13 protein-coding genes and 1 pseudogene are annotated in these 24,995 nt (G+C 60.4%); 10 read left to right on the forward strand and 4 right to left on the reverse strand.

The genetic code is table 11. From position 1 onward, the window contains the following. Nucleotides 1-19 precede the first annotated feature (19 nt). Nucleotides 20-958, reverse strand: coding sequence for a LysR family transcriptional regulator (locus tag ALQ04_RS18990; protein ID WP_122317286.1), 939 nt, complete (start codon nucleotides 956-958; stop codon nucleotides 20-22). Nucleotides 959-1,122: 164 nt separating this feature from the next. Between ALQ04_RS18990 and ALQ04_RS18995 the strand changes: the two genes are divergently transcribed. Beyond that, nucleotides 1,123-2,334 carry an acyl-CoA dehydrogenase gene (locus tag ALQ04_RS18995; protein WP_122317287.1) on the forward strand — a complete coding sequence of 404 codons (1,212 nt, stop codon included), beginning with the start codon at nucleotides 1,123-1,125 and terminating at the stop codon, nucleotides 2,332-2,334. 25 nt (nucleotides 2,335-2,359) lie between these two features. Here ALQ04_RS18995 and ALQ04_RS19000 read toward each other — a convergent pair whose 3' ends face one another. Then, on the reverse strand, nucleotides 2,360-3,703 hold the full coding sequence (locus tag ALQ04_RS19000) for a substrate-binding domain-containing protein (protein ID WP_122317288.1): 1,344 nt from the start codon (nucleotides 3,701-3,703) through the stop codon (nucleotides 2,360-2,362). Nucleotides 3,704-3,843: 140 nt separating this feature from the next. Then, on the reverse strand, nucleotides 3,844-4,656 hold the full coding sequence (xthA, locus tag ALQ04_RS19005) for an exodeoxyribonuclease III (RefSeq protein ID WP_122317289.1): 813 nt from the start codon (nucleotides 4,654-4,656) through the stop codon (nucleotides 3,844-3,846). A gap of 301 nt (nucleotides 4,657-4,957) precedes the next feature. Between xthA and ALQ04_RS19010 the strand changes: the two genes are divergently transcribed. The 9 genes and pseudogenes from ALQ04_RS19010 (at nucleotide 4,958) to ALQ04_RS19050 (ending at nucleotide 23,339) form a co-directional block, all read left to right on the forward strand. Next, nucleotides 4,958-6,682, forward strand: a complete 1,725-nt coding sequence (locus ALQ04_RS19010) for an autotransporter assembly complex family protein (RefSeq protein WP_122317290.1) — start codon at nucleotides 4,958-4,960, stop codon at nucleotides 6,680-6,682. A gap of 5 nt (nucleotides 6,683-6,687) precedes the next feature. After that, nucleotides 6,688-10,368 carry a translocation/assembly module TamB domain-containing protein gene (locus tag ALQ04_RS19015; RefSeq protein ID WP_183142225.1) on the forward strand — a complete coding sequence of 1,227 codons (3,681 nt, stop codon included), beginning with the start codon at nucleotides 6,688-6,690 and terminating at the stop codon, nucleotides 10,366-10,368. A gap of 102 nt (nucleotides 10,369-10,470) precedes the next feature. Then, nucleotides 10,471-10,971 carry a thiol peroxidase gene (gene tpx / locus ALQ04_RS19020; protein ID WP_122317292.1) on the forward strand — a complete coding sequence of 167 codons (501 nt, stop codon included), beginning with the start codon at nucleotides 10,471-10,473 and terminating at the stop codon, nucleotides 10,969-10,971. A gap of 151 nt (nucleotides 10,972-11,122) precedes the next feature. After that, entirely contained in the window at nucleotides 11,123-12,436 is a 1,314-nt protein-coding gene (locus ALQ04_RS19025; protein WP_122317293.1) for an MdtA/MuxA family multidrug efflux RND transporter periplasmic adaptor subunit, read from the forward strand. Continuing rightward, nucleotides 12,433-15,531, forward strand: a complete 3,099-nt coding sequence (locus tag ALQ04_RS19030; RefSeq protein WP_122317294.1) for an MdtB/MuxB family multidrug efflux RND transporter permease subunit — start codon at nucleotides 12,433-12,435, stop codon at nucleotides 15,529-15,531. The genes ALQ04_RS19025 and ALQ04_RS19030 overlap by 4 nt, the downstream gene beginning before the upstream one ends. Continuing rightward, entirely contained in the window at nucleotides 15,528-18,632 is a 3,105-nt protein-coding gene (locus ALQ04_RS19035) for a multidrug efflux RND transporter permease subunit (protein ID WP_122317295.1), read from the forward strand. The genes ALQ04_RS19030 and ALQ04_RS19035 overlap by 4 nt, the downstream gene beginning before the upstream one ends. Further along, complete coding sequence (locus ALQ04_RS19040; protein ID WP_122317296.1) at nucleotides 18,629-20,089, forward strand: efflux transporter outer membrane subunit; 1,461 nt, start codon at nucleotides 18,629-18,631, stop codon at nucleotides 20,087-20,089. Before ALQ04_RS19035 ends, ALQ04_RS19040 begins: the two co-directional genes overlap by 4 nt. 180 nt (nucleotides 20,090-20,269) lie before the next feature. Further along, nucleotides 20,270-22,333: pseudogene (locus ALQ04_RS19045) on the forward strand (putative bifunctional diguanylate cyclase/phosphodiesterase); the annotation flags it as partial. A gap of 259 nt (nucleotides 22,334-22,592) precedes the next feature. Further along, a complete protein-coding gene (locus ALQ04_RS19050) occupies nucleotides 22,593-23,339 on the forward strand; it encodes an SDR family oxidoreductase (protein ID WP_122317298.1) in 747 nt (248 codons plus the stop codon). Between the two features lie 3 nt (nucleotides 23,340-23,342). Here the strand turns inward: ALQ04_RS19050 and mapR are convergent, their stop codons facing one another. After that, nucleotides 23,343-24,770 (reverse strand): GntR family transcriptional regulator MpaR, encoded by a 1,428-nt coding sequence (gene mapR, locus ALQ04_RS19055; RefSeq protein ID WP_122317299.1) that lies wholly within the window; start codon nucleotides 24,768-24,770, stop codon nucleotides 23,343-23,345. Between the last annotated feature and the right edge of the window lie 225 nt (nucleotides 24,771-24,995).

Consider the following 24,995-nt stretch of genomic DNA (forward strand, 5'->3'; position numbering starts at 1 on the left):
TTTATTTCAGTATCTTAATTTAAATTGTTAATTCTTTTTCAAGCTTGTTTTCCTGCGCAGTTACCCGCTGGCACAGCTCGATCAACTGCTCGCGCATCCAGCGATTGGCCGGATCCTGATCGGTGCTTTCGTGCCAGTAGAGATGGGTTTCCACCGCTGGTACATCATTGACCGGCAACTGCACGTAGTGCAGGTCGTGACGTCGGGAGAAGCGTTCCGGCACGGTCATGACCATGTCGGTCTGTTGCAGCACCTGGGTCGCCATCAGGTAGTGCTGGGAGCGCAGGGCTATCTTGCGCTGGATGCCCATCTTGCCCAGCGCCAGATCCACGTGACCCAGCCCGCTGCGGCGACTGGAGATATGAATGTGGGCCTGCGCCAGATAGTCATCCAGGTTCAGCATGCTCTTGCCGGCCAGTGGATGCCCCTTGCGCATCGCACACACGTAACGGTCTTCCATCAGCTTGACGTGACGTACCTGAGGATCGGTGTTGAGCGGCGCGTCGACGGCAAAGTCCAGGCGCCCGGCCGCCAGTTCCTTGGTGGTTTCGCGCCGTTTGGACAGGAAGCTTTCGATGGTCACCGCAGGTGCCTGGCGCCGCAGGCGCTGGAACAGCAGCGGCAGAATCACCGCCTCGGTCAGGTCGGTCATGCTGATGCGGTAGTTCTTGTTGGCCTGCAGCGGGTTGAAGATGCGGCTTTCCTGTACTGACACCCGCAGCAGCGACAGGGCATTGCGTACCGGGCCGATGATGTTCTGGGCCATGGGCGTCGGCACCATGCCCTGGGCCGTGCGTACGAACAGCGGGTCGTTGAAGGTTTCGCGCAAGCGCGCCAGTGCGTTGGATACAGCGGGCTGGGTAATGCCCACGATCTGTCCGGCGCGGGTCAGATTGGCTTCGGTATAAATGGCGTCGAAGACAATGAAAAGATTGAGATCAACCTTGCTCAGGTTCATTGGAGGGCGCCTCTTGTCGTTCTTGTAGGATCGCTGCTTATGCCGCAGCGTAGCTCGATCATATATTGGTTATGAATGTTTATATACGCCGAGAATAGATTAGATAAATGTCGAGGGGTTCTCTAGCATCCTTGCCATGACTCTGATGAGAAGGTAACTGCCCCATGGACTTTGCATATTCCCCGAAGGTGCAGGAGCTGCGCGAGCGCGTCACTGCATTCATGGACGCCTATGTCTATCCTGCCGAGCCGGTGTTCGAGCGCCAGGTGGCGGAGGGTGATCGCTGGCAGCCCACGGCAATCATGGAAGAACTCAAGGACCGCGCCAGGCAGCAAGGCCTATGGAACCTGTTCCTGCCCGAATCGCAACTGGGTGCGGGCCTGACCAACCTCGAATACGCGCCGCTGGCCGAGATCATGGGCCGCTCGCTGCTCGGTCCCGAGCCCTTCAACTGCTCGGCTCCGGACACCGGCAATATGGAAGTGCTGGTCCGCTATGCGACCGAGCCGCAGAAGCAGCAATGGCTGGAGCCGCTGCTGCGCGGCGAGATCCGTTCGGCCTTCGCCATGACCGAGCCGGATGTGGCGTCCTCGGATGCGACCAACATGGCCGCCCGCGCCGAACGGGATGGCGATGAGTGGGTGATCAACGGCCGCAAGTGGTGGACCTCGGGCGCCTGTGATCCGCGCTGCAGAATCCTGATTTTCATGGGCCTGACCAATCCCGACGGGCCGCGTCATCAGCAGCATTCGATGATTCTGGTGCCGACCGACACGCCCGGCGTGAAAATCGTTCGCCCGGTGCCGGTGTTTGGCTATGACGATGCGCCCCATGGCCATGCGGAAGTGCTGTTCGAGAATGTCCGGGTACCTTATGGAAATGTCCTGCTGGGTGAAGGGCGCGGTTTTGAAATTGCCCAGGGGCGTCTCGGACCGGGGCGTATCCATCACTGCATGCGTTCGATCGGCATGGCGGAGCGGGCACTGGAGTTGATGTGCCAGCGAGCGGTCAGTCGCGTGGCGTTCGGCAAGCCGCTGGCGAGGCTGGGTGGCAATGTCGACAAGATTGCCGACTCACGGATGGAAATCGACATGGCGCGCCTGCTGACCCTCAAGGCCGCGTACATGATGGACACCGTGGGTAACAAGGTGGCCAAAAGCGAGATTGCGCAGATCAAGGTGGTTGCGCCGAATGTGGCGCTGAAAGTCATTGATCGGGCGATCCAGATGCATGGCGGCGCCGGGGTCTCCAATGACTTCCCGCTGGCCTACATGTACGCCATGCAGCGCACCTTGCGCCTGGCAGACGGGCCTGACGAAGTGCACCGTGCGGCTGTCGCCAAGTTCGAGCTGGGCAAATATCTGCCCGAGAAGTAGGGCGTGAGGGTATCGAGGTCGCGGGTCAGTTGACCCAGACCTCGACCCGGCGGTTCTTGATCCGGCCATCGTCGGCATCGTTGCCCGCTACCGGCATTTCATCGCCAAAACCAAGGATTTCATGAAAGGTCACGCCACTTTTCTGCAATTCCCGGCGTACCGCCATGGCGCGTAGCCGGGAAAGCAGGGTTGCGCGTGCCGAATCGTTCTTGGCATCGCCAAAGCCCACCAGGGTCACCTGCTGATTGAGCTTGTCATGGGCCTTGAGATAGTCAACCACGCGCCTCAAGTCGAGTTGCGCCTTGCTGTCCAGCCTGGCGCTGCCCTGGGCAAAACGGAAATTGACCGACAGGCGCTCGGCCTGGCGGGTCAGAGCCTGATAGTCCTCGGGCATCTGTGCGGTGGTCGGGACTTTCATGGCCTGCACGGTCTGGGCAACAAAGCCACTGCTGGCCACAATGGCCTGGCCTTCGGGGCTTTGCGCAAACTGCACCAGTGCCGTGGCCCATTCATGGTTGTTGCTGGGCGGCAGGTACAGATACAGGCGGCGTGAAAGCGGATAATCCTCGGTTGCGATCAGGCTGGCGGTGGGCAGCATCGGTTTTGAATCACCGTCGGCCAGCGCGATAGCCTTTGCATGGCGTACATAGGGCAGGCCGATGAAGCCGATGCCGTTGCGATCCTGGCTGACGGCATCGGAAAGCTGTTCGCTGGACTCGAAGCGCCTGGCGTTGCGTGCCAGGCTCTTGCCGTTGCGAGTCAGGACCAGTTCCTTGAAGGTTTCATAAGTGCCGGATTTCTCGTCGCGGGCATACAGATGGATCGCGCCAGCCTTGCCGCCGAGTTCTTCCCAATCCTGGATTTCACCTGAAAAGATACGCGCCAGTTGCTGGATGTTGAGCTGCCGCAACGGGTTACCTGGATGCAGGATGACCGCCACGCCGTCGATGGCAATCACCTGTTCGCCTTGAGGGCTTTTCAGGTCGCCCAGATCCTTCAGTTCCAGCGCTTCCTGATCCTTGATTGGCCGGGAAGAGGCGGCAATATCGGCGCTGCCTGCCCTCAGGGCGCTGAATCCGGTGCCTGAACCATGGGCGGCAATCTCTGCGCCAACGGCTTGGCCGGCTGCAGTCAGGCCGGTCACTCGGGTTTCGTTGGGCTGTGCGCCGGGCAATATTCGCAGGGATTGTAGGCCTTGCTCGTGCATCAGTCCCTGGACCAGCGCCGGGCCCAGTTGTGCATCGATGGTATTGGAACCCTGGATGCGCAGGACCGGTGCGCCATCGGCGGGTATTGGCAGCGCGGCGAGGGAAAGGCCGGGCAGCAGGGCACAAGACAACGTCAGCGCCGAAAGCAGAGCGCGCAGCATCTGCGTCACCTTGTATAACTGGAAGTGACGGCAGAATAAGTCAGAAAGTTTACTGAAATATGACAGTTGCGAAGGTGCTGAAGATTCGCATGATCCGGCTTGCCGGAGAATTTACCGGCAAGCCGCTATCGCAGGATTTATCAGCTCAATTCCAGCCAGATAGGCGCGTGATCCGACGGTTTTTCCATGCCGCGCAATTCGTAGTCCACGCCGGCCGCCTTGATTCGCGGCTGCAGGCCGCTGGAGGTCATGATCAGGTCGATGCGCAGGCCGCGCTTGGGGCTGTCTTCAAAGCCGCGGCTGCGATAGTCGAACCAGCTGAACTGATCGGCGACTTCCGGGTGCAGGTAACGGAAGCTGTCGACCAGGCCCCAGTTCTTCAGGCGTTCCATCCATTCGCGCTCTTCCGGCAGAAAGCTGCACTTGCCGGTTTTCAGCCAGCGCTTGGCATTGTCCGGGCCGATACCGATGTCGCAATCCTGCGGGGAGATATTCACATCGCCCATGACGATCAGCGGCTGGTCATTGCTGAAACGGCTTTCCAGCAGCGCCTGCAGATCGCTGTAGAAGCGCTGCTTGGCAGGAAACTTGGTCGGATGGTCGCGGCTTTCGCCTTGTGGGAAATAGCCGTTCATGATGGTCACCGGCTGGCCATTGCTGTCGGCGTAAGTGCCCCAGATGAAACGCTTCTGGGCTTCCTCGTCGTCGCCCTCGAAACCCTTGTGCAGGGCCAGCGGCATGTTGCGCGAGAGCAGGGCGACTCCGTAATGGCCTTTCTGGCCATGGAAGTGCACATGGTAGCCAAGGGCTTCGATCTCGGCCTGGGGGAACTGCTCGTCGGAGACCTTGGTTTCCTGCAAACCGATCACGTCAGGCTGGTGTTTTTCAATCAGCGCCGCGAGCTGATGCGGTCGGGCACGCAGACCGTTGATGTTGAAAGAGACAATTTTCATAAAGCGGCAGTCCTGAAGTCATACAAAACAGCGATCCTAGCCGACCGACCGGTTTACGGCCAGCCTGCCGTTGGCTGCTACGCTGGATGGATGGCTGGAACTGTCCTTTATCCCTTTGTTCTCACCTTTGCACGATCTGGATGACAGGAAACACCGAAATCACCGCAGGACCTGGCCGAAAGCCGGTTTTTTCTGACCGGATCTTCAGGTTTTATTACCAATCATGACGTAAGGGATTGAAAGTTCTAGCTATTGACGGGTTCCAGTGAAGCCTGTCGGTCGTGTTAGCATCCGTATCCATATGAAGCTTTTAACAACGTTCAGCAGCGTGCTGCTGATGTCTCTGAGTGCCACGGCTTTTGCCCAGGCGCGTCTGGATGTCAGGATCAAGCCCGCGAATCCGCAACTCAAAGCCAACGTCGAAGGATATGTGGGCAGCCTTGGCGAGCGTGACGCCGAGGCCCTGCAGCACTTCAGCCTGGGCGCCGAAGAACAGGCGCAGAAGGCGGCGCAGGCGCTGGGCTACTATCAGGCGCAGATCGACAGCCAGGTGACAGGCGACAAGGACCCGAAGCTGGTGATCAATATCCAGCCGGGCGAGCCGATCCGCCTGCGCAATGTCACGGTGCGCATCGACGGCCCGGCCGCTTCCCTCAAGGCCTTTCAGGTACCCAAGAGTCAGACGCTGGCGCCCGGCGCGGTGCTTAATCATGGTCATTATGAAGATGCCAAGCGCCTGATCCAGAATCAGGCGTCACGCTACGGCTTCTTCAGCGGACGCTTTACCAGCCAGCGTCTGGCGATTGACCCGCGGGCCGGCGTGGCTGACATCGAACTGGTGTATGACAGCGGTCCGCGCTATACGCTGGGCAAGGTGCAGTTCAGCGGCGATACGCCACTCGACGATGATCTGCTCAAGCGCATGGTGCCGTTCAAGGAAAACACGCCTTATGACTCGCAACTGATCGCCGAACTCAATCAGGCCATGCAGTCCAGCGGCTATTTCGAGGGTGTGCGGGTGGATGCGGCACCGACCGCCGCCGTGGCGCAGGTCATCCCGGTGACCGTGCAACTGGAAATCCGCAAGCCGCGCACCATGGGCCTGGGGCTGGGCTATTCCACGGACGTCGGGCCGCGCGGCAGAGCCAACTGGACCCGGCACTGGGCCAACCCGCAAGGGCACAGTTATGGCTTTGAAACCGAACTGTCCGCACCCCGGCAGAACGTCGGGCTGTGGTACGACGTGCCTCTCGATCCGCCGCTGACCGACAAACTGCGCTATGCCGGTGGCTACCAATATGAAGAAATCGCCGGCACCGACAGCCTCAGCAAGCTGCTCACGGTCGGCCCTGAATGGCACAGCAAGTTGCCCAGTGGCTGGGAGCGGGTCATCTCCCTCAAGTGGCAGCGCGAAGAGTATCGCCTGGGCGATGACAGTGGCCTGAGTACCTTGCTGATGCCCGGCATCAGCTATTCGTTCCTGCGCAGTGACAATCGCATCGATCCGAGCAAAGGCTATCGCCTGCAGTTCGATGCGCAGGTGGCCAAGGAAGGTGTGTTGTCGGACGCCAACCTGTTCCATGGCAACGTACTGCTCAAGGGCCTGACCACCGTGGCGCAGAATCATCGCTTTCTCGGCCGCTTGCAGTTCGGTGGCAACCTGACCAATGGCTACAAATCCATACCGCCTTCACTGCGCTTTTTTGCCGGTGGCGATCAGAGCGTGCGTGGCTACGACTATCAGACTCTGTCGCCGACCAACTCCGACGGTGACCGCATCGGCGGCCGCTACATGGTGGCCGGCAGCGCCGAATATCAGTATTCGATCGCCGAAAAGTGGCGGCTGGCGACGTTTGTCGATCAGGGCAACTCCTTCAATAACCTTGAGCTGCCGAGCATGAAGACCGGCGTAGGCTTCGGGGTGCGCTGGGTTTCTCCGGTCGGGCCGTTGCGCCTCGATCTGGCCAAGGCGCTGGACGATGACGGCGGGATCCGTCTGCACTTCTCCATGGGACCGGAACTGTGAAGCGTCTGAACATGAAACGCACGGCGAAGATCACCGCCCTGAGCCTGCTGGCGTTCATGCTGTTCTTGCTGCTAAGCGTCTGGCTGATAGTGGCTACCCAGGGCGGCAGCCAATGGCTGCTGGCGCGAATACCGGGTTTGCAGGTCGACAATTTCAGCGGACGACTGGCCGGGCAGTGGCGCGCCGATCAGGTGCTCTGGCAACAGGGTGGTGATCGGGTCGAGGTCAGCGCTGCCGAGTTCGACTGGTCGCCTGCCTGTCTGTTGAAGATGACCCTGTGTGTCGAGCAGTTGCATGCCGGGCAGGTTCGCATGAGCTTTGCCGCCAGTGAAGAACCGGTCAGCGATGGCCCGCTGAGTTTACCGCAGTTGAAGCTGCCGCTGGCGATTCGCCTGAATGACGTGAAGCTGGGCAGCCTGCAACTGGATGGGGTCGAGCAGTTGAGCGACTTGAAACTGTCTGCACACTGGACCGCCGAAGGTATGCAGATCGACACTGCCCACCTGCAGCGTGATGAGTTGATTCTCGATCTGACCGGCCTTTTGCGTCCCGAAGGCGACTGGCCGCTGACGGCCAAGGGGCAACTGCAACTGCCGGCACAGGACGGGCAAGCCTGGCTGCTGGCGCTGGATATTTCGGGCGAGCTGCTCAAGACCCTGCAGCTCAAGGCTGACAGCAGCGGTTACCTGCAAGGACAATTGACCGGTGAGCTGCAACCGCTGGCGGAGCATCTGCCAGCCCGGCTCAGCATTACCTCGGAACGTTTCAAGCCCAGTGCCGGATTGCCGGATACCTTGCAGCTCGAACAACTGCTGCTCAACGCCGAAGGCAATCTCGACAGTGGCTATCGGATCACCGGCAGCGCCAGCCTGCCAGCCGAACAGGGGCCTGTCGCCCTGGCGCTGCAAGGCCGGGTCGATGCCAGGGGCGCAGATATTGCTGCGCTGCAACTGACGGCCAGCGATCAACAACGTCTTACACTCAACGGCCAGTTGAACTGGCAAAGCGGCTTCAAGGCCGATGCGAAAATCGACTGGCTGGATTTTCCCTGGCAGCGGCTTTATCCGCTGGCGACTGAGCCTCAGGTCAGCCTGCGCAAGTTCCATGGCGAGATTTCCTACACCGACGGCCAGTACCTGGGTCATTTCAGCTCGGACCTGGATGGTCCTGCCGGCGCATTCAGCCTGGGCAGCCCGTTCAGTGGCAATCTGCAGCAAGTGTTTCTGCCGCAACTGGAACTGGTTGCCGGGCAGGGCAAGGCCAGCGGTCATCTGAATCTGCAATTCGCCGATGGCATCGGCTGGGACACGGCGCTGGAGCTGGGCTCGCTGGATCCGTCCTATTGGGTCGCCGAGTTGCCCGGCACCCTGGCCGGTGCGCTGCGCAGCAAGGGTCAATTGCGCAATGAACGGCTTGAGCTGAATGCCGACCTGGACCTCAAGGGACGTCTGCGCGGGCAACCTGCCGTGTTGCTGGCCAAGGCCGATGGTGGCGGCGAGCAATGGAACCTCGCTGCGCTGGAGATACGCCTGGGTGATAACCGGATTCAGGGGCGTGGCAGCTTGCGTCAGCGCCTCGATGGCCAACTGGACCTGAACCTGCCGCGCCTTGGGCAACTGTGGCCAAGGCTGCAAGGCCGGATCAACGGGCGTCTGGCACTGGCCGGCACGCTTGAGGCTCCGCAAGGCCAGCTTGATGTGCAGGGCAGTCAACTGGCGCTCCAGGACAATCGCCTGCAGAACCTGACTCTGGCGGCGAAGCTCGATCAGGCCCAGCGGGCCACGGTCGATCTGAAAGGCAGCGCAATCCAGGTCGGTGATACCGGGCTGGGAACCTTGACCGTCAATGGCCAGGGCACGCTCAGGAACCAGCAGTTGAAGCTCGACCTGCAAGGTCCGCTGTTGAAACTGGCCCTGGCAGTGGATGGCGCGCTGGATCAGGGCAACTGGCGAGGGCGTCTGGCCAGCGGCGATATTCAGAGCGGAGGCCAGGACTGGCAATTGCAGCGCCCGGCGAAGCTTGAGCGGCTGGCCGACGGCAAGATCAACTTCGGCGCGCATTGCTGGATATCCGGGCAGGCCAGTCTGTGTGGCGAGGATCAGCGATTGCTGCCCGAGCCGCGCTTGCGCTATCACCTGAAGAACTTCCCGCTCGAAAGCCTGGCCCAATGGCTGCCCAGGGATTTTGCCTGGAAAGGCGCGCTCAACGCCGATCTGAAACTCGACTTGCCCGCAGCCGGCCCTGACGGGCAAATCACGGTCGATGCCAGCAACGGCACGCTGCGGATCCGGGAAAAGGACCAGTGGCTGGATTTCCCTTATCAGAGCCTGAAACTCAGCAGCACCCTGAAGCCTCGTCGTATCGACACGCGCCTGGATTTCGAGGGGGCCAGACTGGGCAAGCTGTTGCTCACGGCGCAGCTCGATCCGTTGTCACGCAACAAGAACCTGACTGGCGATTTCAGCCTGTCCGGCCTTGATGTGTCGGTGGCGCGGCCCTTTGTACCCATGGTGCAGAAGCTCAATGGCCGCCTGAGTGGCAGTGGTCGACTGTCCGGTGGCCTGCTGGCGCCGCAGGTCAATGGTAGCCTTGCCCTCGACGGCGGTGAGGTGTCCGGCCCCGAACTGCCGCTGGAGTTGCAGGACCTGAACGTGCAGGCGCTGATCGCCGGCGAGAGCGTGCAACTCAACGGCGGCTGGAAGAGTGGTGCGACAGGGCAGGGCTCTGTGAGCGGTCAGGTAGCCTGGGGGCAGGCGCTGCTGGTGGATATCAATATCAAGGGCTCGCGCCTGCCGATCACCGTTGAGCCTTATGTTGCCGTGGAAGCGGCCCCCGACCTGAAAATCTCCATGCATGACGATCGGCTGGGTATTTCCGGCAAGGTGCTGGTGCCCAAGGGCACGATCACGGTGCGCGAGTTGCCGCCCTCGACAGTGAAATTGTCAGGCGATACGGTCATCGTCGGGCAGCAGACCGAAGAGGGCGCGCCGCCGATGGCCATGGCGATGGATATCGATGTGGAGGTCGGGCAGGAACAACTGGCGTTCAGCGGCTTCGGGCTGACGGCGAATCTTGTCGGCCGCGTGCACATTGGCGATAACCTCGATACCCGTGGCGAACTGAACCTCAATGACGGGCGTTACCGCGCCTATGGTCAGCGGCTGACCATCCGCAAGGCCCGGCTGTTGTTTGCCGGTCCCATCGATCAGCCTTATCTGGACATCGAAGCGATTCGCCAGACCGACGACATCATCGCCGGTATCCGCCTGACCGGCAGTGCCGATCAGCCGACCACCGAAGTGTTTTCCGAGCCGGCCATGAGTCAGGAACAGGCGCTGTCGTATCTGGTGATGGGCAGGCCGCTGGCCAATAACGGGGAAGACAACAATATGGTTGCCCAGGCAGCGCTGGCGCTGGGTGTGGCCGGGAGCGCATCGACGACCGGCAAGCTGGCCGACAACCTGGGGATCAAGGATTTCGAGCTGGACACCACCGGCACCGGCGACAAGACCAATGTCGTGGCCAGCGGCAAGATCACCGACAAGCTCAGTCTGCGCTATGGCGTCGGGGTATTCGAGCCGGCCAATACCATTGCGTTGCGCTACATGCTGAGCAAAAGGGTCTATCTGGAGGCTGCCAGCGGGATTGCCAGTTCACTGGATATTTTCTACAAACGGGATTTTTAGGCCGGGTTTCACAATTGATTCAGAAACATCCGATATAGGTAGTCGGACACTTTCGTGGTTAACTTCCGGTTCTTCCAAAACTCTGAAAAAGGACTTGGTTCCATGGCTCAAGTAACACTCAAAGGCAATCCTGTACAAATCGCTGGCGACCTGCCGAAAACCGGCAGTGCTGCTCCGGCTTTCACGCTGGTTGGTGCCGGTCTTGCCGATGTGACTCTGGCCGACTTCGCCGGCAAGCGTAAAGTGCTGAACATCTTCCCAAGTGTCGATACGCCGACCTGCGCCACTTCCGTGCGCAAGTTCAATGCCCAGGCCAATGACGTGAACAACGCCGTTGTACTGTGCATCTCCGCCGACCTGCCATTCGCCCAGGCTCGCTTCTGCGGTTCGGAAGGTCTGGAAAACGTCAGCAACCTGTCCTCCTTCCGCAGCGCCGATTTCAGCAAGAACTACGGTGTCGCGATTGCCGATGGTCCGCTGACCGGCCTGACCGCTCGCGCCGTTGTGGTACTGGACGAAAACAACAACGTATTGCACAGCGAGCTGGTTTCGGAAATCGCCGAAGAGCCGAACTATGAAGCCGCTCTGGCTGTTCTGAAGTAATACGCTGCAACACTTAAGCGGCCTGAATCCGTTCAGGCCGTTTTTTTATTTGTGCTTCAACCGTTTAACAAAAGTAAGCGCTTGGTAAAGGCGCTTTGCTTGCAGCTCATCTGTGCTTATTGTTCAGCCTCCTGAAGAAGCCCCACCCGTAATGGTTGATTTATTCATGCAATCGTCTGGCCCCCGTAATTCCCGTCGCTGGCTGATCAGTCTGTTGGTCCTGTTGGTTATCGTCGTTTCGTGCTGGTGGTTCTGGCCGACGTCCTCGCCCGACAAGGGAGCCGAGGCTGGCAAGGCATCTGCGGCGGCCCCTGGCAGAGGCATGGCGCGCCCCGGGTTCGGCGGTTCGGCGGTGGCAGTTCCGGTGCGGGTTGCACCGGTGACCCAGGGCGACTTCCCGATCTATTACAAGGCACTGGGCACGGTGACCGCGACCAACACCATCAATGTGCGCAGCCGGGTGGCTGGCGAACTGGTCAAGATCCACTTTCAGGAAGGCCAGATGGTCAAGGCCGGCGACATGCTGGCGGAAATCGATCCACGTCCCTATCAGGTAGCGTTGCAGCAGGCCGAAGGCACTCTCGCCACCAATCAGGCGCTGCTGAAGAACGCCCAGCTCGATGTACAACGCTATCGCGGGCTGTTCGCCGAAGACAGTATCGCCAAGCAGACCCTGGATACCGCCGAGTCGCTGGTGAACCAGTATCAGGGGACCATCAAGTCCAATCAGGCGGCTGTGGCCGAAGCCAGGCTCAATATGGACTTCACCCGCATCAAGGCACCGATTGCCGGGCGCGTCGGCCTCAAGCAACTGGATGTCGGCAATCTGGTCGCCGCCAACGACACCACCGCCCTGGTGGTGATTACCCAGACCCAGCCGATTTCGGTCAACTTCACCCTGCCGGAAAAAGACCTGTCGGCGGTCATCAGCCGTTATCGCAGCGCTGACAAACTGCCGGTGGAAGCCTGGGATCGCGGTGACCTCAAGCTGCAGGCCACCGGTGTACTGGCCAGCCTCGACAACCAGATCGATGTCGCCACAGGCACCCTTAAATTCAAGGCTCGCTTCGAGAATCGCGACGAAGTGCTGTTTCCCAATCAGTTCGTGAATGTGCGACTGCGTGCCGACACCCTCAAGCAAGCAGTGCTGGTCCCGACGGCCGCCGTGCAGTTCGGCACCAACGGCACCTTCGTCTATGCCCTGGACGGCGACAGGAAGGTCAAGGTCAACCTGCTAAAGACCGGTCCGAGCGATGAGACGTCGACCGTGGTTCTCGAAGGTCTGAGCGCAGGTTCGCAAGTCGTGCTCGAAGGCACCGACCGCCTGCGCGACGGCGCCGAAGTGGAAGTGGTCAGTGACAGCAAGGACGTGCCGTCCAGTCCGGGTCAGCAACTGCAAGGCAAGCCTGACAAGGCCACTGACAAATCGGCTTCGGTCGACAAGGCGGAAAAACCTCAAGTATGAACATGTCGCGCCTGTTCATCCTGCGTCCGGTAGCCACCACCCTGAGCATGCTGGCGATTGTGCTGGCCGGTCTGATTGCCTACACCTTGCTGCCGGTTTCGGCCCTGCCGCAGGTGGATTATCCGACCATTCGGGTCATGACCCTGTATCCGGGCGCCAGTCCGCAGGTCATGACCAGTGCCGTGACGGCCCCGCTGGAGCGGCAGTTCGGGCAAATGCCGGGGCTGGACCAGATGGCCTCGACCAGTTCCGGTGGCGCGTCGGTCATTACCTTGCGCTTCAACCTTGAAATCAATATGGATGTGGCCGAGCAGGAAGTGCAGGCGGCGATCAATGCCGCGACCAATCTGCTGCCCAACGACCTGCCGGCACCGCCGGTCTATAACAAGGTCAATCCGGCCGATACGCCGGTCCTGACCCTGGCAATCACCTCGAAAACCATGCTGCTGCCCAAGCTCAACGATCTGGTCGATACGCGCATGGCGCAGAAGATCTCGCAGATCAGCGGCGTCGGCATGGTCAGCATCGCCGGCGGTCAGCGGCAGGCGGTACGGATCAAGGTCAACCCCGATGCGCTGGCCGCCAATGGCCTGAATCTGGCCGATGTGCGGACGCTGGTCAGCGCCTCCAACGTCAACCAGCCCAAGGGTAATTTCGACGGGCCGACGCGGGTATCGATGCTCGATGCCAACGACCAGCTCAAGTCGCCCGAGGAATATGCCAACCTCATCCTGGCCTACAGCAATGGCGCGCCGCTGCGCCTGAAGGATGTGGCACAGATCGTCGATGGCGCGGAAAACGAGCGTCTGGCCGCCTGGGCCAACCGCAACCAGGCCGTGCTGCTGAATATCCAGCGCCAGCCCGGCGCCAACGTCATCGAGGTGGTAGACCGTATCAAGGCCCTGCTGCCCGGTATCACCGACAACCTGCCGGCCGGGCTGGATGTCATGGTGCTCACCGACCGCACGCAGACCATTCGCGCTTCGGTCACTGACGTGCAGCATGAGCTGCTGATCGCAATCGTTCTGGTTGTGCTGGTGACTTTCCTGTTCCTGCGCCGGGTCAGCGCCACCATCATTCCGTCGATTGCCGTGCCACTGTCGCTGATCGGTACGTTTGGCGTGATGTATCTGGCCGGTTTCTCTATCAATAACCTGACGCTGATGGCCCTGACCATCGCCACCGGCTTCGTGGTGGACGATGCCATCGTGATGCTGGAGAACATTTCCCGGCATATCGAAGAGGGTGAAACACCCTTGCAGGCGGCCTTGAAGGGCGCGAAGCAGATCGGTTTCACCCTGATCTCGCTGACCCTGTCGCTGATTGCCGTATTGATTCCGCTGCTGTTCATGGCCGATGTGGTCGGACGCCTGTTCCGCGAGTTCGCGATTACCCTGGCGGTGGCGATCCTGATTTCGCTGGTGGTTTCGCTGACCCTGACCCCGATGATGTGTGCCCGGCTGCTCAAGCGTGAGCCCAGGGAAGAAGAGCAGGGCCGTTTCTATCGCGCCAGCGGTGCCTGGATCGACTGGCTGATCAGGATCTACGCCGACAAGCTGCGCTGGGTGCTCAAGCACCAGCCACTGACACTGCTGGTGGCCATCGCTACGCTGGGCTTGACCGTGGTGCTTTACATGGCCGTGCCCAAGGGGTTCTTTCCGGTGCAGGATACCGGCGTGATCCAGGGTATTTCCGAGGCGCCGCAGTCGGTGTCGTTCGCGTCCATGAGCGAGCGCCAGCAATCGCTGGCAGACATCATCCTCAAGGACCCGGACGTTGCCAGCCTGTCTTCCTATATAGGTGTCGATGGCGACAATGCCACGCTCAACAGCGGCCGCCTGCTGATCAACCTCAAGCCCCATGGCGAGCGCGACCTGACCGCGATGCAGATCATCCAGCGCCTGCAACCGCAACTGGACAGCCTGTCGGGCATCCGTCTGTTCATGCAGCCGGTCCAGGACCTGACCATCGAGGACCGGGTCAGTCGCACCCAGTACCAGTTCAGCATGTCGTCACCGGATGCCGAAATGCTCAGCCTGTGGAGCGGCAAGCTGGTGGATGCGCTGAACCAGCGCCCGGAACTCACCGATGTCGCCAGTGACCTGCAGGACAAGGGCCTGCAGGTCTACCTGATGATCGACCGCGATGCTGCCAGCCGGGTTGGCGTCAGCGTGGCGAATATCACCGACGCGCTGTACGACGCCTTTGGCCAGCGGCAGATTTCCACCATCTACACCCAGGCCAGCCAGTATCGGGTGGTGTTGCAGGCCGCGTCCGGCAGTGAGCTAGGGCCGCGGGCGCTGGAGCAGATTCACGTCAAGACCACCGACGGTGCGCAGGTCAAGCTGTCGAGCCTGGCAAGGGTCGAGCAGCGTCAGGCACAACTGGCGATTGCCCATATGGGCCAGTTCCCGGCAGTCATGATGTCGTTCAACCTCGCGCCGGATGTGGCGCTGGGGGAAGCGGTCAAGGTCATCGAGCAGGTGCAGAAGGACATCGGCATGCCGATTGGCGTGCAGACTCAGTTCCAGGGTGCCGCCGCGGCTTTCCAGGCTTCGCTGTCGAGCACGCTGTTGCTGATCCTGGCGGCGGTGGTGACCATGTACATCGTGCTGGGTGTGCTCTACGAGAGTTACATTCACCCGATCACCATTCTCTCGACCCTGCCATCGGCAGCGGTCGGGGCATTGCTGGCCTTGATGATCAGCGGCAACGATCTGGGCATGATCGCGATCATCGGCATTATCCTGCTGATCGGCATCGTCAAGAAAAACGCCATCATGATGATCGACTTCGCGCTGGACGCCGAACGCAATCGCGGCATCGATCCCGAAACGGCCATCTACGAAGCGGCGCTGTTGCGGTTCCGGCCCATTCTGATGACCACCCTGGCAGCGCTGTTCGGTGCCGTGCCGCTGATGCTGGCCAGCGGATCGGGTGCCGAACTGCGTCAGCCGCTGGGGCTGGTGATGGTCGGCGGCCTGTTGCTCAGCCAGGTCCTCACGCTGTTCACGACGCCGGTCATCTATCTGTACTTCGATCGCCTGGGCCGCCGCTGGGCTCGCAAGCCTGACGCCAGACAGGTCGAAGCATGAATCTGTCCGCACCCTTTATCAGCAGGCCGGTCGCTACCGTTCTGCTGAGTCTGGCAATCATGTTGCTGGGCGCGGTCAGCTTCCGGCTATTGCCTGTGGCGCCGCTGCCGAACATGGATTTCCCGGTGATCGTGGTTTCGGCCAGCCTGCCGGGAGCCAGCCCGGAGATCATGGCTTCCAGTGTCGCGACGCCGCTGGAGCGTTCGCTGGGTTCCATCGCCGGCATCACCACCATGAGCAGCAGCTCCAGCCAGGGTTCGACCCGGGTGATCCTGCAGTTCGATCTTGACCGCGACATCAACGGCGCGGCTCGCGAAGTCCAGGCCGCGATCAATGCTTCGCGCAACCTGTTGCCCAGCGGCATGCGCAGCATGCCGACCTACAAGAAGGTCAATCCTTCCCAGGCACCGATCATGGTGCTGACCCTGACTTCCGATGTGCTGGAAAAGGGCCAGCTCTACGATCTGGCCTCTACCATCCTGTCCCAAAGCCTGTCCCAGGTGTCTGGCGTGGGAGAGGTGCAGATCGGCGGCAGTTCGCTGCCTGCCGTGCGTATCGAGCTTGAACCGAACCTGCTCGATCAGTACGGCGTTTCCCTCGACGAAGTGCGCACCACCATTACCGGCTCCAACGTGCGCCGCCCCAAGGGCTCGGTGGAAGACAGCCAGCATAACTGGCAGGTGCAGGCCAATGACCAACTGGAAAAAGCCAAGGATTACGCGCCACTGATCATTCGCTACCAGGACGGCGCGGCACTGCGCCTCAAGGATGTGGCCAAGGTCAGCGATGCCGTGGAGAACCGCTACAACAGTGGTTTCTTCAATGACAGGTCGGCGGTGCTGCTGGTCATCAACCGTCAGGCCGGCGCCAACATCATCGAAACGGTGGCGCAGATCAAGGAGCAGTTGCCGGCCTTGCAGGGCGTATTGCCGGCCAGCGTGAAACTGAACATCGCCATGGACCGTTCGCCGGTCATCAAGGCTACGCTGCATGAAGCCGAAATGACCCTGTTGATTGCCGTGGTGCTGGTGATTCTGGTGGTGTTCCTGTTTCTGGGCAGCTTGCGGGCTTCGCTGATCCCGACGCTGGCGGTGCCGGTTTCCCTGGTAGGCACGTTCGCCATCATGTATCTGTGCGGCTTCTCGCTGAACAACCTGTCGCTGATGGCCCTGATCCTGGCCACCGGGCTGGTGGTGGACGATGCAATCGTGGTCCTGGAAAACATTTCCCGGCACATCGACGAGGGCGTGCCGCCGATGCAGGCGGCTTATCTGGGCTCCAAGGAAGTCGGCTTCACGCTGCTGTCCATGAACGTATCGCTGGTGGCGGTATTCATCTCGATCCTGTTCATGGGCGGTCTGGTGGAAAGCCTGTTCCGCGAGTTTTCCATCACCCTGTCGGTGGCGATCATCGTTTCGCTGCTGGTGTCCCTGACTCTGACCCCGATGCTCTGCGCCCGCTGGCTCAAGCCCCAGGCCCAGGAGCAGACGGCCTTTCAACGCTGGAGCCAGCGGGTCAACGAGCGGATGGTGGCCGGCTATGACCGCACGCTTGGCTGGGTACTGCGTCATCCGCGCCTGACGCTGTTGAGCCTGCTGATTACCATCGTCGTGAATGTCGCCCTGTACGTCGTGGTGCCCAAGACCTTTCTGCCGCAGCAGGACACCGGACAACTGATGGGCTTCATTCGGGGCGACGACGGTCTGTCGTTCAACGTGATGCAGCCCAAGATGGAAATCTTCCGCCGCGCTGTGTTGAAGGACCCGGCGGTCCAGAGTGTTGCCGGTTTCATCGGTGGCAGCAGCGGTACCAACAATGCGTTCATGATCGTTCGCCTGAAACCGGTTTCCGAACGCAAGCTGTCGGCCACCCAGGTCGTCGAGCGCCTGCGCAAGAACCTGCCGCATGTGCCGGGCGGGCGTCTGTTCCTGGCGCCGGATCAGGACCTGCAACTGGGTGGTGGGCGTGAACAGGCCAGTTCGCAGTATCAGTACATCCTGCAAAGCGGTGACCTGCACAGCCTGCGCGAGTGGTATCCGAAAGTCGTGGCGGCGCTCAAGGCCCTTCCGGAACTGACCGCCATCGACGCCCGCGAAGGCCGCGGCGCACAGCAGGTGACGCTGGTGGTCAATCGCGACGCAGCCAAGCGTCTGGGCATCGATATGAACATGGTCACCACCGTGCTCAACAATGCCTATAGCCAGCGCCAGGTTTCCACCATCTATGACACGCTGAACCAGTATCAGGTGGTGATGGAGGTCAATCCCCGCTATTCCCAGGACCCGGCCACGCTGGAGCAGGTCCAGGTGATCACCGCCGACGGGCAGCGAGTGCCGTTGTCCAGCATTGCGCACTATGAGCGCAGCCTGGCCAACGACCGGGTATCCCATGAAGGCCAGTTCGCCTCGGAGAGCATTTCCTTCGATCTGGCTGAAGGTACCAGCCTCGACACGGCGACGGTCGCAATCGAGCGTGCCGTTGCCAAGGTCGGACTGCCTTCGGAGGTCATTTCAAAGATGGCCGGCGCCGCCGATGCCTTTGCCGCGACCCAGAAGAGCCAGCCGTGGATGATTCTCGGAGCGCTGCTGGCGGTTTATCTGGTGCTGGGGATTCTCTATGAGAGCTACATTCATCCGCTGACGATTCTCTCGACCCTGCCGTCGGCCGGTGTCGGCGCCTTGCTGAGCATCTATGTGCTGGGCAGCGAATTCAGCCTGATTTCCCTGCTGGGACTGTTCCTGTTGATCGGGGTGGTGAAGAAAAACGCCATCATGATGATCGATCTGGCCCTGCATCTGGAGCGCGAGTCCGGGATGACGCCGCAGGAATCGATCCGCAGCGCCTGCCTGCAAAGGCTGCGCCCGATTCTGATGACCACCATGGCTGCGATCCTCGGCGCCTTGCCGCTGTTGCTGAGCACTGCCGAAGGTGCGGAAATGCGCCGTCCGCTGGGCCTGACCATTATCGGAGGGCTGGTCTTCAGCCAGATTCTGACCCTTTACACCACACCCGTGGTTTATCTCTATCTCGACAGCCTGCGCCATCGTTTCAACCGTTGGCGCGGCGTGCGCACCGATGCTGCTCTGGAAACCCCGCTATGACCGACCCTCTGGCAATCAAATCCAACCCGCAGTGGCTTGTCCGGCCACTGGCGACAGGGCTTTGTGTCCTGTTACTGAGCGCCTGCACCGTGGGGCCTGACTACCACAAGCCGTCAGTAACCACGCCTGTGCAGTTCAAGGCCGCCGAAGGCTGGCGTCAGGCGACGCCGAGCGATGCCATGGCGCGTGGTGCATGGTGGGAGGTGTATGGCGACAGTGAACTCAATGCGTTGGTGGAACGCCTCAACAGCTCCAACCAGACGGTTGCACAATATGAAGCCCAGTATCGCCAGGCGAAGGCGCTGGTGCGCAGCTCCAGGGGTGCGTTGTTTCCCACTCTGGACCTGACCACCGGCAAGACTCGCTCCAGCCAGGGTTCTTCGAGCAATAACCTCTCGAATTCCAGCAGCGTCAACAACGCCTACAATGCCCAGTTGGGCGTCAGTTGGGAGGCCGATGTGTGGGGCAAGCTGCGCCGCGGCCTGGAAGCCGACACCGCCAGTGCCCAGGCCAGCCTTGCCGACCTGGCCGCCATGCAGTTGAGTCTGCAATCGGAACTGGTACAGAACTACCTGCAATTGCGAGTGCTGGATGAGCAGAAGCGTTTGCTGGAGTCGACTGTCGAGGCTTACGAACGCTCGCTGACCATGACCCGCAATCAATACCAGGCCGGGATTTCCGGGCGCGAAGCCGTGGCTCAGGCACAGACCCAGCTCAAGACCACCAAGGCCGACCTGATCGATCTGGCATGGCAGCGCGCCCAGTTCGAGAATGCCATCGCAGTGCTGATGGGCATGGCACCTGCCGAGTTCAATCTGGCGGCCACGACTTCGATCCCCGAATTGCCGCAGATTCCGCTTGCAATCCCTTCACAATTGCTGGAGCGCCGCCCCGACATCGCCGCCGCCGAGCGCTCGATCATGGCCGCCAACGCCAATATCGGCGTCGCCAAGGCAGCTTACTACCCGGATTTCACCCTGAGCCTGAGCGGCGGCTATAACAGCAATTCGTTTTCCAACTGGATCAGCCTGCCGAACCGTTTCTGGTCGGTCGGGCCGCAGATGGCTCTGAACCTGTTCGATGCCGGCCGCCGCACGGCGGAAGTCGACCGGATCGAAGCGGTCTATGACCAGACCGTGGCGCAGTATCGGCAGACGGTCCTGAGCGGTTTCCAGGAAGTCGAAAACTACATGATCCAGCTCAAGGTCTATGAAGAAGAAGCGGCGGTGCGCCAGGAAGCCCTGGATGCCGCCCGCGAATCCCTGCGCCTGACCAGCAATCAGTACAAGGCCGGGTTGATCGGTTATCTGGATGTGGTCAATGTGCAGACCACCGCGCTGAGCAACGAACGCAGCGTGCTGAATGTGCTGCAAAGCCGGCTGATTGCCAGCGTGCAGTTGATTGCCGCGCTGGGTGGCGGCTGGGAGGCGCAGAGCGGCTTGCAAATCAGGGACTGATCGAGCTGCAGGGGCGGGCAGAGAGAGCTTAATGTGCTGTCCGTCTGAAATAGATATTTTATATATGGCCAATAGCCATTTTTATGTGACTCTGACGCGACATTTTCCTGTTTTTGCGTAAACTCGGCGGCAACTGTTTGGCATGGATGCGTTAACTCGATCCGTGTCACAGGAGCGCCCATGTTGACTGGTCATTACACGCCCACGCTGGTCTTCATTTCCATCTTCGTGGCGATTCTCGCTTCGTATACCGCGCTCGATCTGGCCAGCCGCATCGCTTCTGCCAAAGGCCGTGCCGTCTACATATGGATGAGCGGCGGCGCCTTTGCCATGGGCATCGGCATCTGCTCCATGCACTTCATCGGGATGCTGGCGTTCCAACTGCCGATCGAACTGGGTTTCGATATCCCGCTGACCCTGTGGTCATTGCTGATTGCCATGCTGGCTTCCGGAGTTGCCTTGTGGCTGGTCAACCTGCCCGAGCTGCCCTTGCCGCGCCTGGCGCTGGGTGCCTTGTTGATGGGCGGCGGTATCAGCGCCATGCACTACACCGGCATGGCAGCGATGCGCATGCAGCCGGGCATCGAGTACGACCCACTGCTGTTCGTTCTTTCCCTGCTGATTGCCGTGGGCGCTTCGGCGGTTGCCATCTGGATTGCTTTCCGCCTGCGCCACCAGACCTCCAATGTCTTTTCAGTCAGGGCGGGAGCCGCAATGGTCATGGGCCTGGCGATTGTCGGCATGCACTACACCGGCATGGCGGCCGCCAGTTTTCCCGAGGGCAGCTTCTGTGGTGCGGTGGGCAACGGCCTGATGAGCGACGGGCTGGACAAGCTGGTGCTGGTCACCAGCCTGGCGGTGTTGACGATTGTGCTGCTGACATCAATTCTCGATGCCCGCCTGGAAGCGCGTACCGCCGTGCTGGCCAATTCGCTGCTGGAAGCCAACCGCGAACTGACCCATCTGGCTTTGCATGACAGCCTGACCAGCCTGCCGAACCGCGTGCTGCTGGCCGATCGTATCGAACAGGCGATGAAAAAGGCCAACCAGAATGGTGGCTGTTTTGCATTGATGTTCATGGATCTGGATGGCTTCAAGCCGGTAAACGATGCGTTCGGCCACCATATCGGCGATCAACTGCTGCGTCAGGTGGCATTGCGGCTGCGGGAAAACCTGCATCGGCATGACACCCTGGCGCGCATCGGTGGCGATGAGTTCGTGCTGCTGATGGAATTGCAGGATATCGAGGATGCACTGGCCGTGGCGTCTCGCCAGGTCAATGTGATTGCCCAGCCGTTCGATATCACCGGGCACACCCTTCAGGTTTCGGTCAGTATCGGTATCTGCATTTATCCGGGCAATGGCGAGACTCAGCACGAACTGTTGCTCAATGCCGACGCCGCGATGTATCACGCCAAGGCCGCGGGCAAGAACGGCTACAGTTTCTTCGATGCCTCGATGAACACCAATGCCCGCAATCAGATGCAACTCCTGCAGGGCTTGCGGGCCGCCATCAAACATGCGCATTTCTGCCTGCATTACCAGCCCAAGTTCGATGCCGTGAGTGGTTTACCGGTAGGCGCCGAAGCCTTGCTGCGCTGGAATCATCCGGAACAAGGCCTGCTGGGGCCGGATACCTTCATCGATCTGGCGGAGAAGACCGGGCTGATTATCCCGATCGGTGAGTGGGTCCTCGATGAAGCCTGTCGCCAGATGAGCGAATGGTATGCCCAGGGTCACACCCATTGGCGCATTGCGGTGAATCTGTCGGCCTTGCAGTTCTGTCACGCCTCGCTGGTCACTACGGTCGCCAATACACTGGCCAGACATCGGCTTGCACCCAATTGCCTGACGCTGGAAATCACCGAGACCACGGCAATGAGCAATGCCGAAGTGACAATGGGGGTGCTGCAGAAGCTGTCGGCAATGGGCGTCGACCTGTCGATTGACGATTTTGGCACCGGCTATTCGAGCCTGATGTACCTCAAGCATCTGCCGGCCAATGAAATCAAGATCGACCGGGGCTTTGTCCGTGATCTCGACCATGACAGCGACGACGCCGCCATAGTCGCGGCCATTGTGGCCGTGGGGCGTGCGCTCGATTTGCGCATTGTTGCCGAAGGCGTCGAAAATCGCGTTCAGCAGAATTTCCTGACCAATCTGGGCTGCAATGCTCTGCAGGGATTCCTGTTGGGGCATCCGTTGCCGGCACAGCAATTCATGAGTCATATCCACTCAATTGAGGGGCGTACGCAATCGAGGGTAAGTGCAACGATAACGGAAATACAGGATGGCGTTCATGCCAAAACGCTGGCAGGATCGATTCTGCATGCGGGCTCTCAGGGTCCGCTAGGCTCTGTATGAACAATGACACCATACCGTTATCCTTAGGCTATGTACGAAAAGTGGTTGCGCTCGGTGATGCTGCATTAAAAACAGGCTGACCTTCGCTCGCCAACTTTCCCTACAGAGCCTGGCCTCTGAAAACGCACGAGAGACATTCATGGAAAAAGTCCTCCTCATCACTGGTGGCTCCCGCGGGATCGGTGCAGCTACAGCGCTTCTTGCTGCTTCACAAGGTTATCGCATCTGCATCAATTACCTGTCTGACCATTCCGCTGCCGAGAAGGTATGTGCCAGGGTCCGGGAACTGGGCGCGCAGGCCATTACGGTACAGGCCGATGTCAGCAACGAGGACGAGATCATTCGCCTCTATGCGCGGGTGGATGCGGAGTTGGGGCGTATTACCCATCTGGTCAATAACGCCGGGACCATTGCGCACACCTCGCGACTGGACGACATTTCCGAATTTCGCATGCTCAAGATCATGATGACCAATGTGGTCGGCCCGATGCTGTGCAGCAAGCACGCCTTGCTGCGCATGTCACCGCGTCACGGGGGCCATGGTGGCAGCATCGTCAACGTGACATCGGCGGCTGCGCGCCTGGGTGCGCCGGGTGAATATATCGATTACGCAGCGTCCAAGGGCGCGCTGGATACCTTCACTATCGGCTTGTCCAAGGAAGTCGCAGGCGAGGGGATTCGGGTCAATGCGGTCAGGCCGGGTTTCATCTTCACCGACTTTCACGCCCTGAGCGGCGATCCGTTCCGGGTCAGCAAGCTGGAAGGCGATTTGCCGATGTGCCGCGGCGGTAAAGCTGAAGAGGTGGCCGAAACCATCGTCTGGCTGCTGTCGGACCATGCCTCCTATGTCACCGGTACATTCATCGATGTGGCCGGTGGTCGCTGAGGCTCAATTATCCAGCAGCGAACGAATGATGCGCCCCAGGGTTTCCATGGCTTTCTCGGATGCCGTGGTCCAGGGGCTGCCGTAGTTCAGGCGGATGCAGTTGCCGAAGCGGCGGGTCGGCGAAAAGATCGGCCCCGGCGCAATACTGATCCCCTGCGCCAGCGCCACCTGAAAGACTTTCAATGAGTCGAGCGGTTCCGGCAACTCCACCCACAGAAAATAACCGCCCAGCGGCTGGCTGACTCGGGTCTGCGCCGGAAAGTAGCGACCTATGGCGCCGAGCATGGCGCGCTGCTGGTCTTCGAGGGCGTACCGCAGCTTGCGCAGATGCCGGTCATAGCCGCCATGTTGCAGATAATCGGCAATCGCCGCTTGAGCGGGCATCGAAGCGCAAAGGGACGTCATCAGTTTCAGCCGCTCGATCTTCTGCGCATAACGGCCTGCGGCAACCCAGCCGATCCGGTAGCCGGGTGCAAGGCTTTTGGAAAACGAGCCGCAATGCATCACCAGGCCATCGCTATCAAAGGCCTTGGCCGGTTTGGGTGCCTGCGGCCCGTAATACAACTCGGCGTAGGCATCATCCTCGATCAGCGGCACCTGATGCTCGCGCAACAACTCCACCAGTTGCTGCTTGCGGGCTTCGGGCACCAGAGCGCCGCTCGGGTTCTGGAAGGTGGTCATGCACCAGCAGGCCTTGATCGGATGCCGCTCCAGCGCCTGCTTCAGTGCGTCCAGATCGATACCGTCGCGCGGATGAGTGGGGATTTCCACAGCCTTGAGTTTGAGGCGCTCCAGCACTTGCAGACAGGCGTAAAAGGCCGGAGCTTCGATGGCGACCAGGTCGCCCGGCTCGGTGACTGCCTGCAGGCACAGGTTCAAGGCTTCCAGGGCACCATTGGTAATCAGCAATTCCTCCATCGGCAGCACCAGGCCATTGACCATGTAACGCAAGGCAATCTGGCGCCGCAGTTGTGGATTGCCCGGCGACATGTCGGTGACCACCATGCGCGGATCCATCTCGCGGCTGGCGCTGGCCAGCGAGCGGGACAGCCGCGGTAGCGGAAACAGCACCGGACTGGGAAAGGCCGAGCCGAAGGGCACGGTATTGGGGTCCTTGATCGAGTCAAGCACAGAAAACACCAGCTCACTGACGTCCACTTCGGTGGATTCGTTGACCTGCTGGCTGGCCTGTGGCTCGTTGAATGGCTTGGGCGTCTTGCCGACAATGCTATTGACGAAATACCCCGAACGCGCCCGCGCCCGGATCAGCCCGCGCCGCTCCAGCAAGTAATACGCCTGGAACACGGTCGAAGGGCTGATGCCATGGGTCTGACTCGCATAGCGCACCGAAGGCACCCGTTGGTCCGGGCCCAATACGCCAGTGCGGATCAACTCGGCTACATCGTCGGCATATTTCTCGTAACGCTTCATGGCATCACCGCTGTTCAGGTAGCGGCACTATAGAGGCGAGACTGCTTTCAGAACAGATGCAGGTTGTGGCCTGAAGGCCGGATCAGATCATCCGCGTGACAGAGACTGCATCACGCTGTCTGATTGCAAATGAATTGGCTCCCACACCGTCTGGGTGAGAGCCAATTCATTTGCGAAGCCCTCATTCTATATAGGCCCACCTCTGTTTGTAGTGGTCAACTTTTT

It is taken from the genome of Pseudomonas cichorii (assembly GCF_003700275.1).
Lineage (GTDB): Bacteria > Pseudomonadota > Gammaproteobacteria > Pseudomonadales > Pseudomonadaceae > Aquipseudomonas > Aquipseudomonas cichorii_B.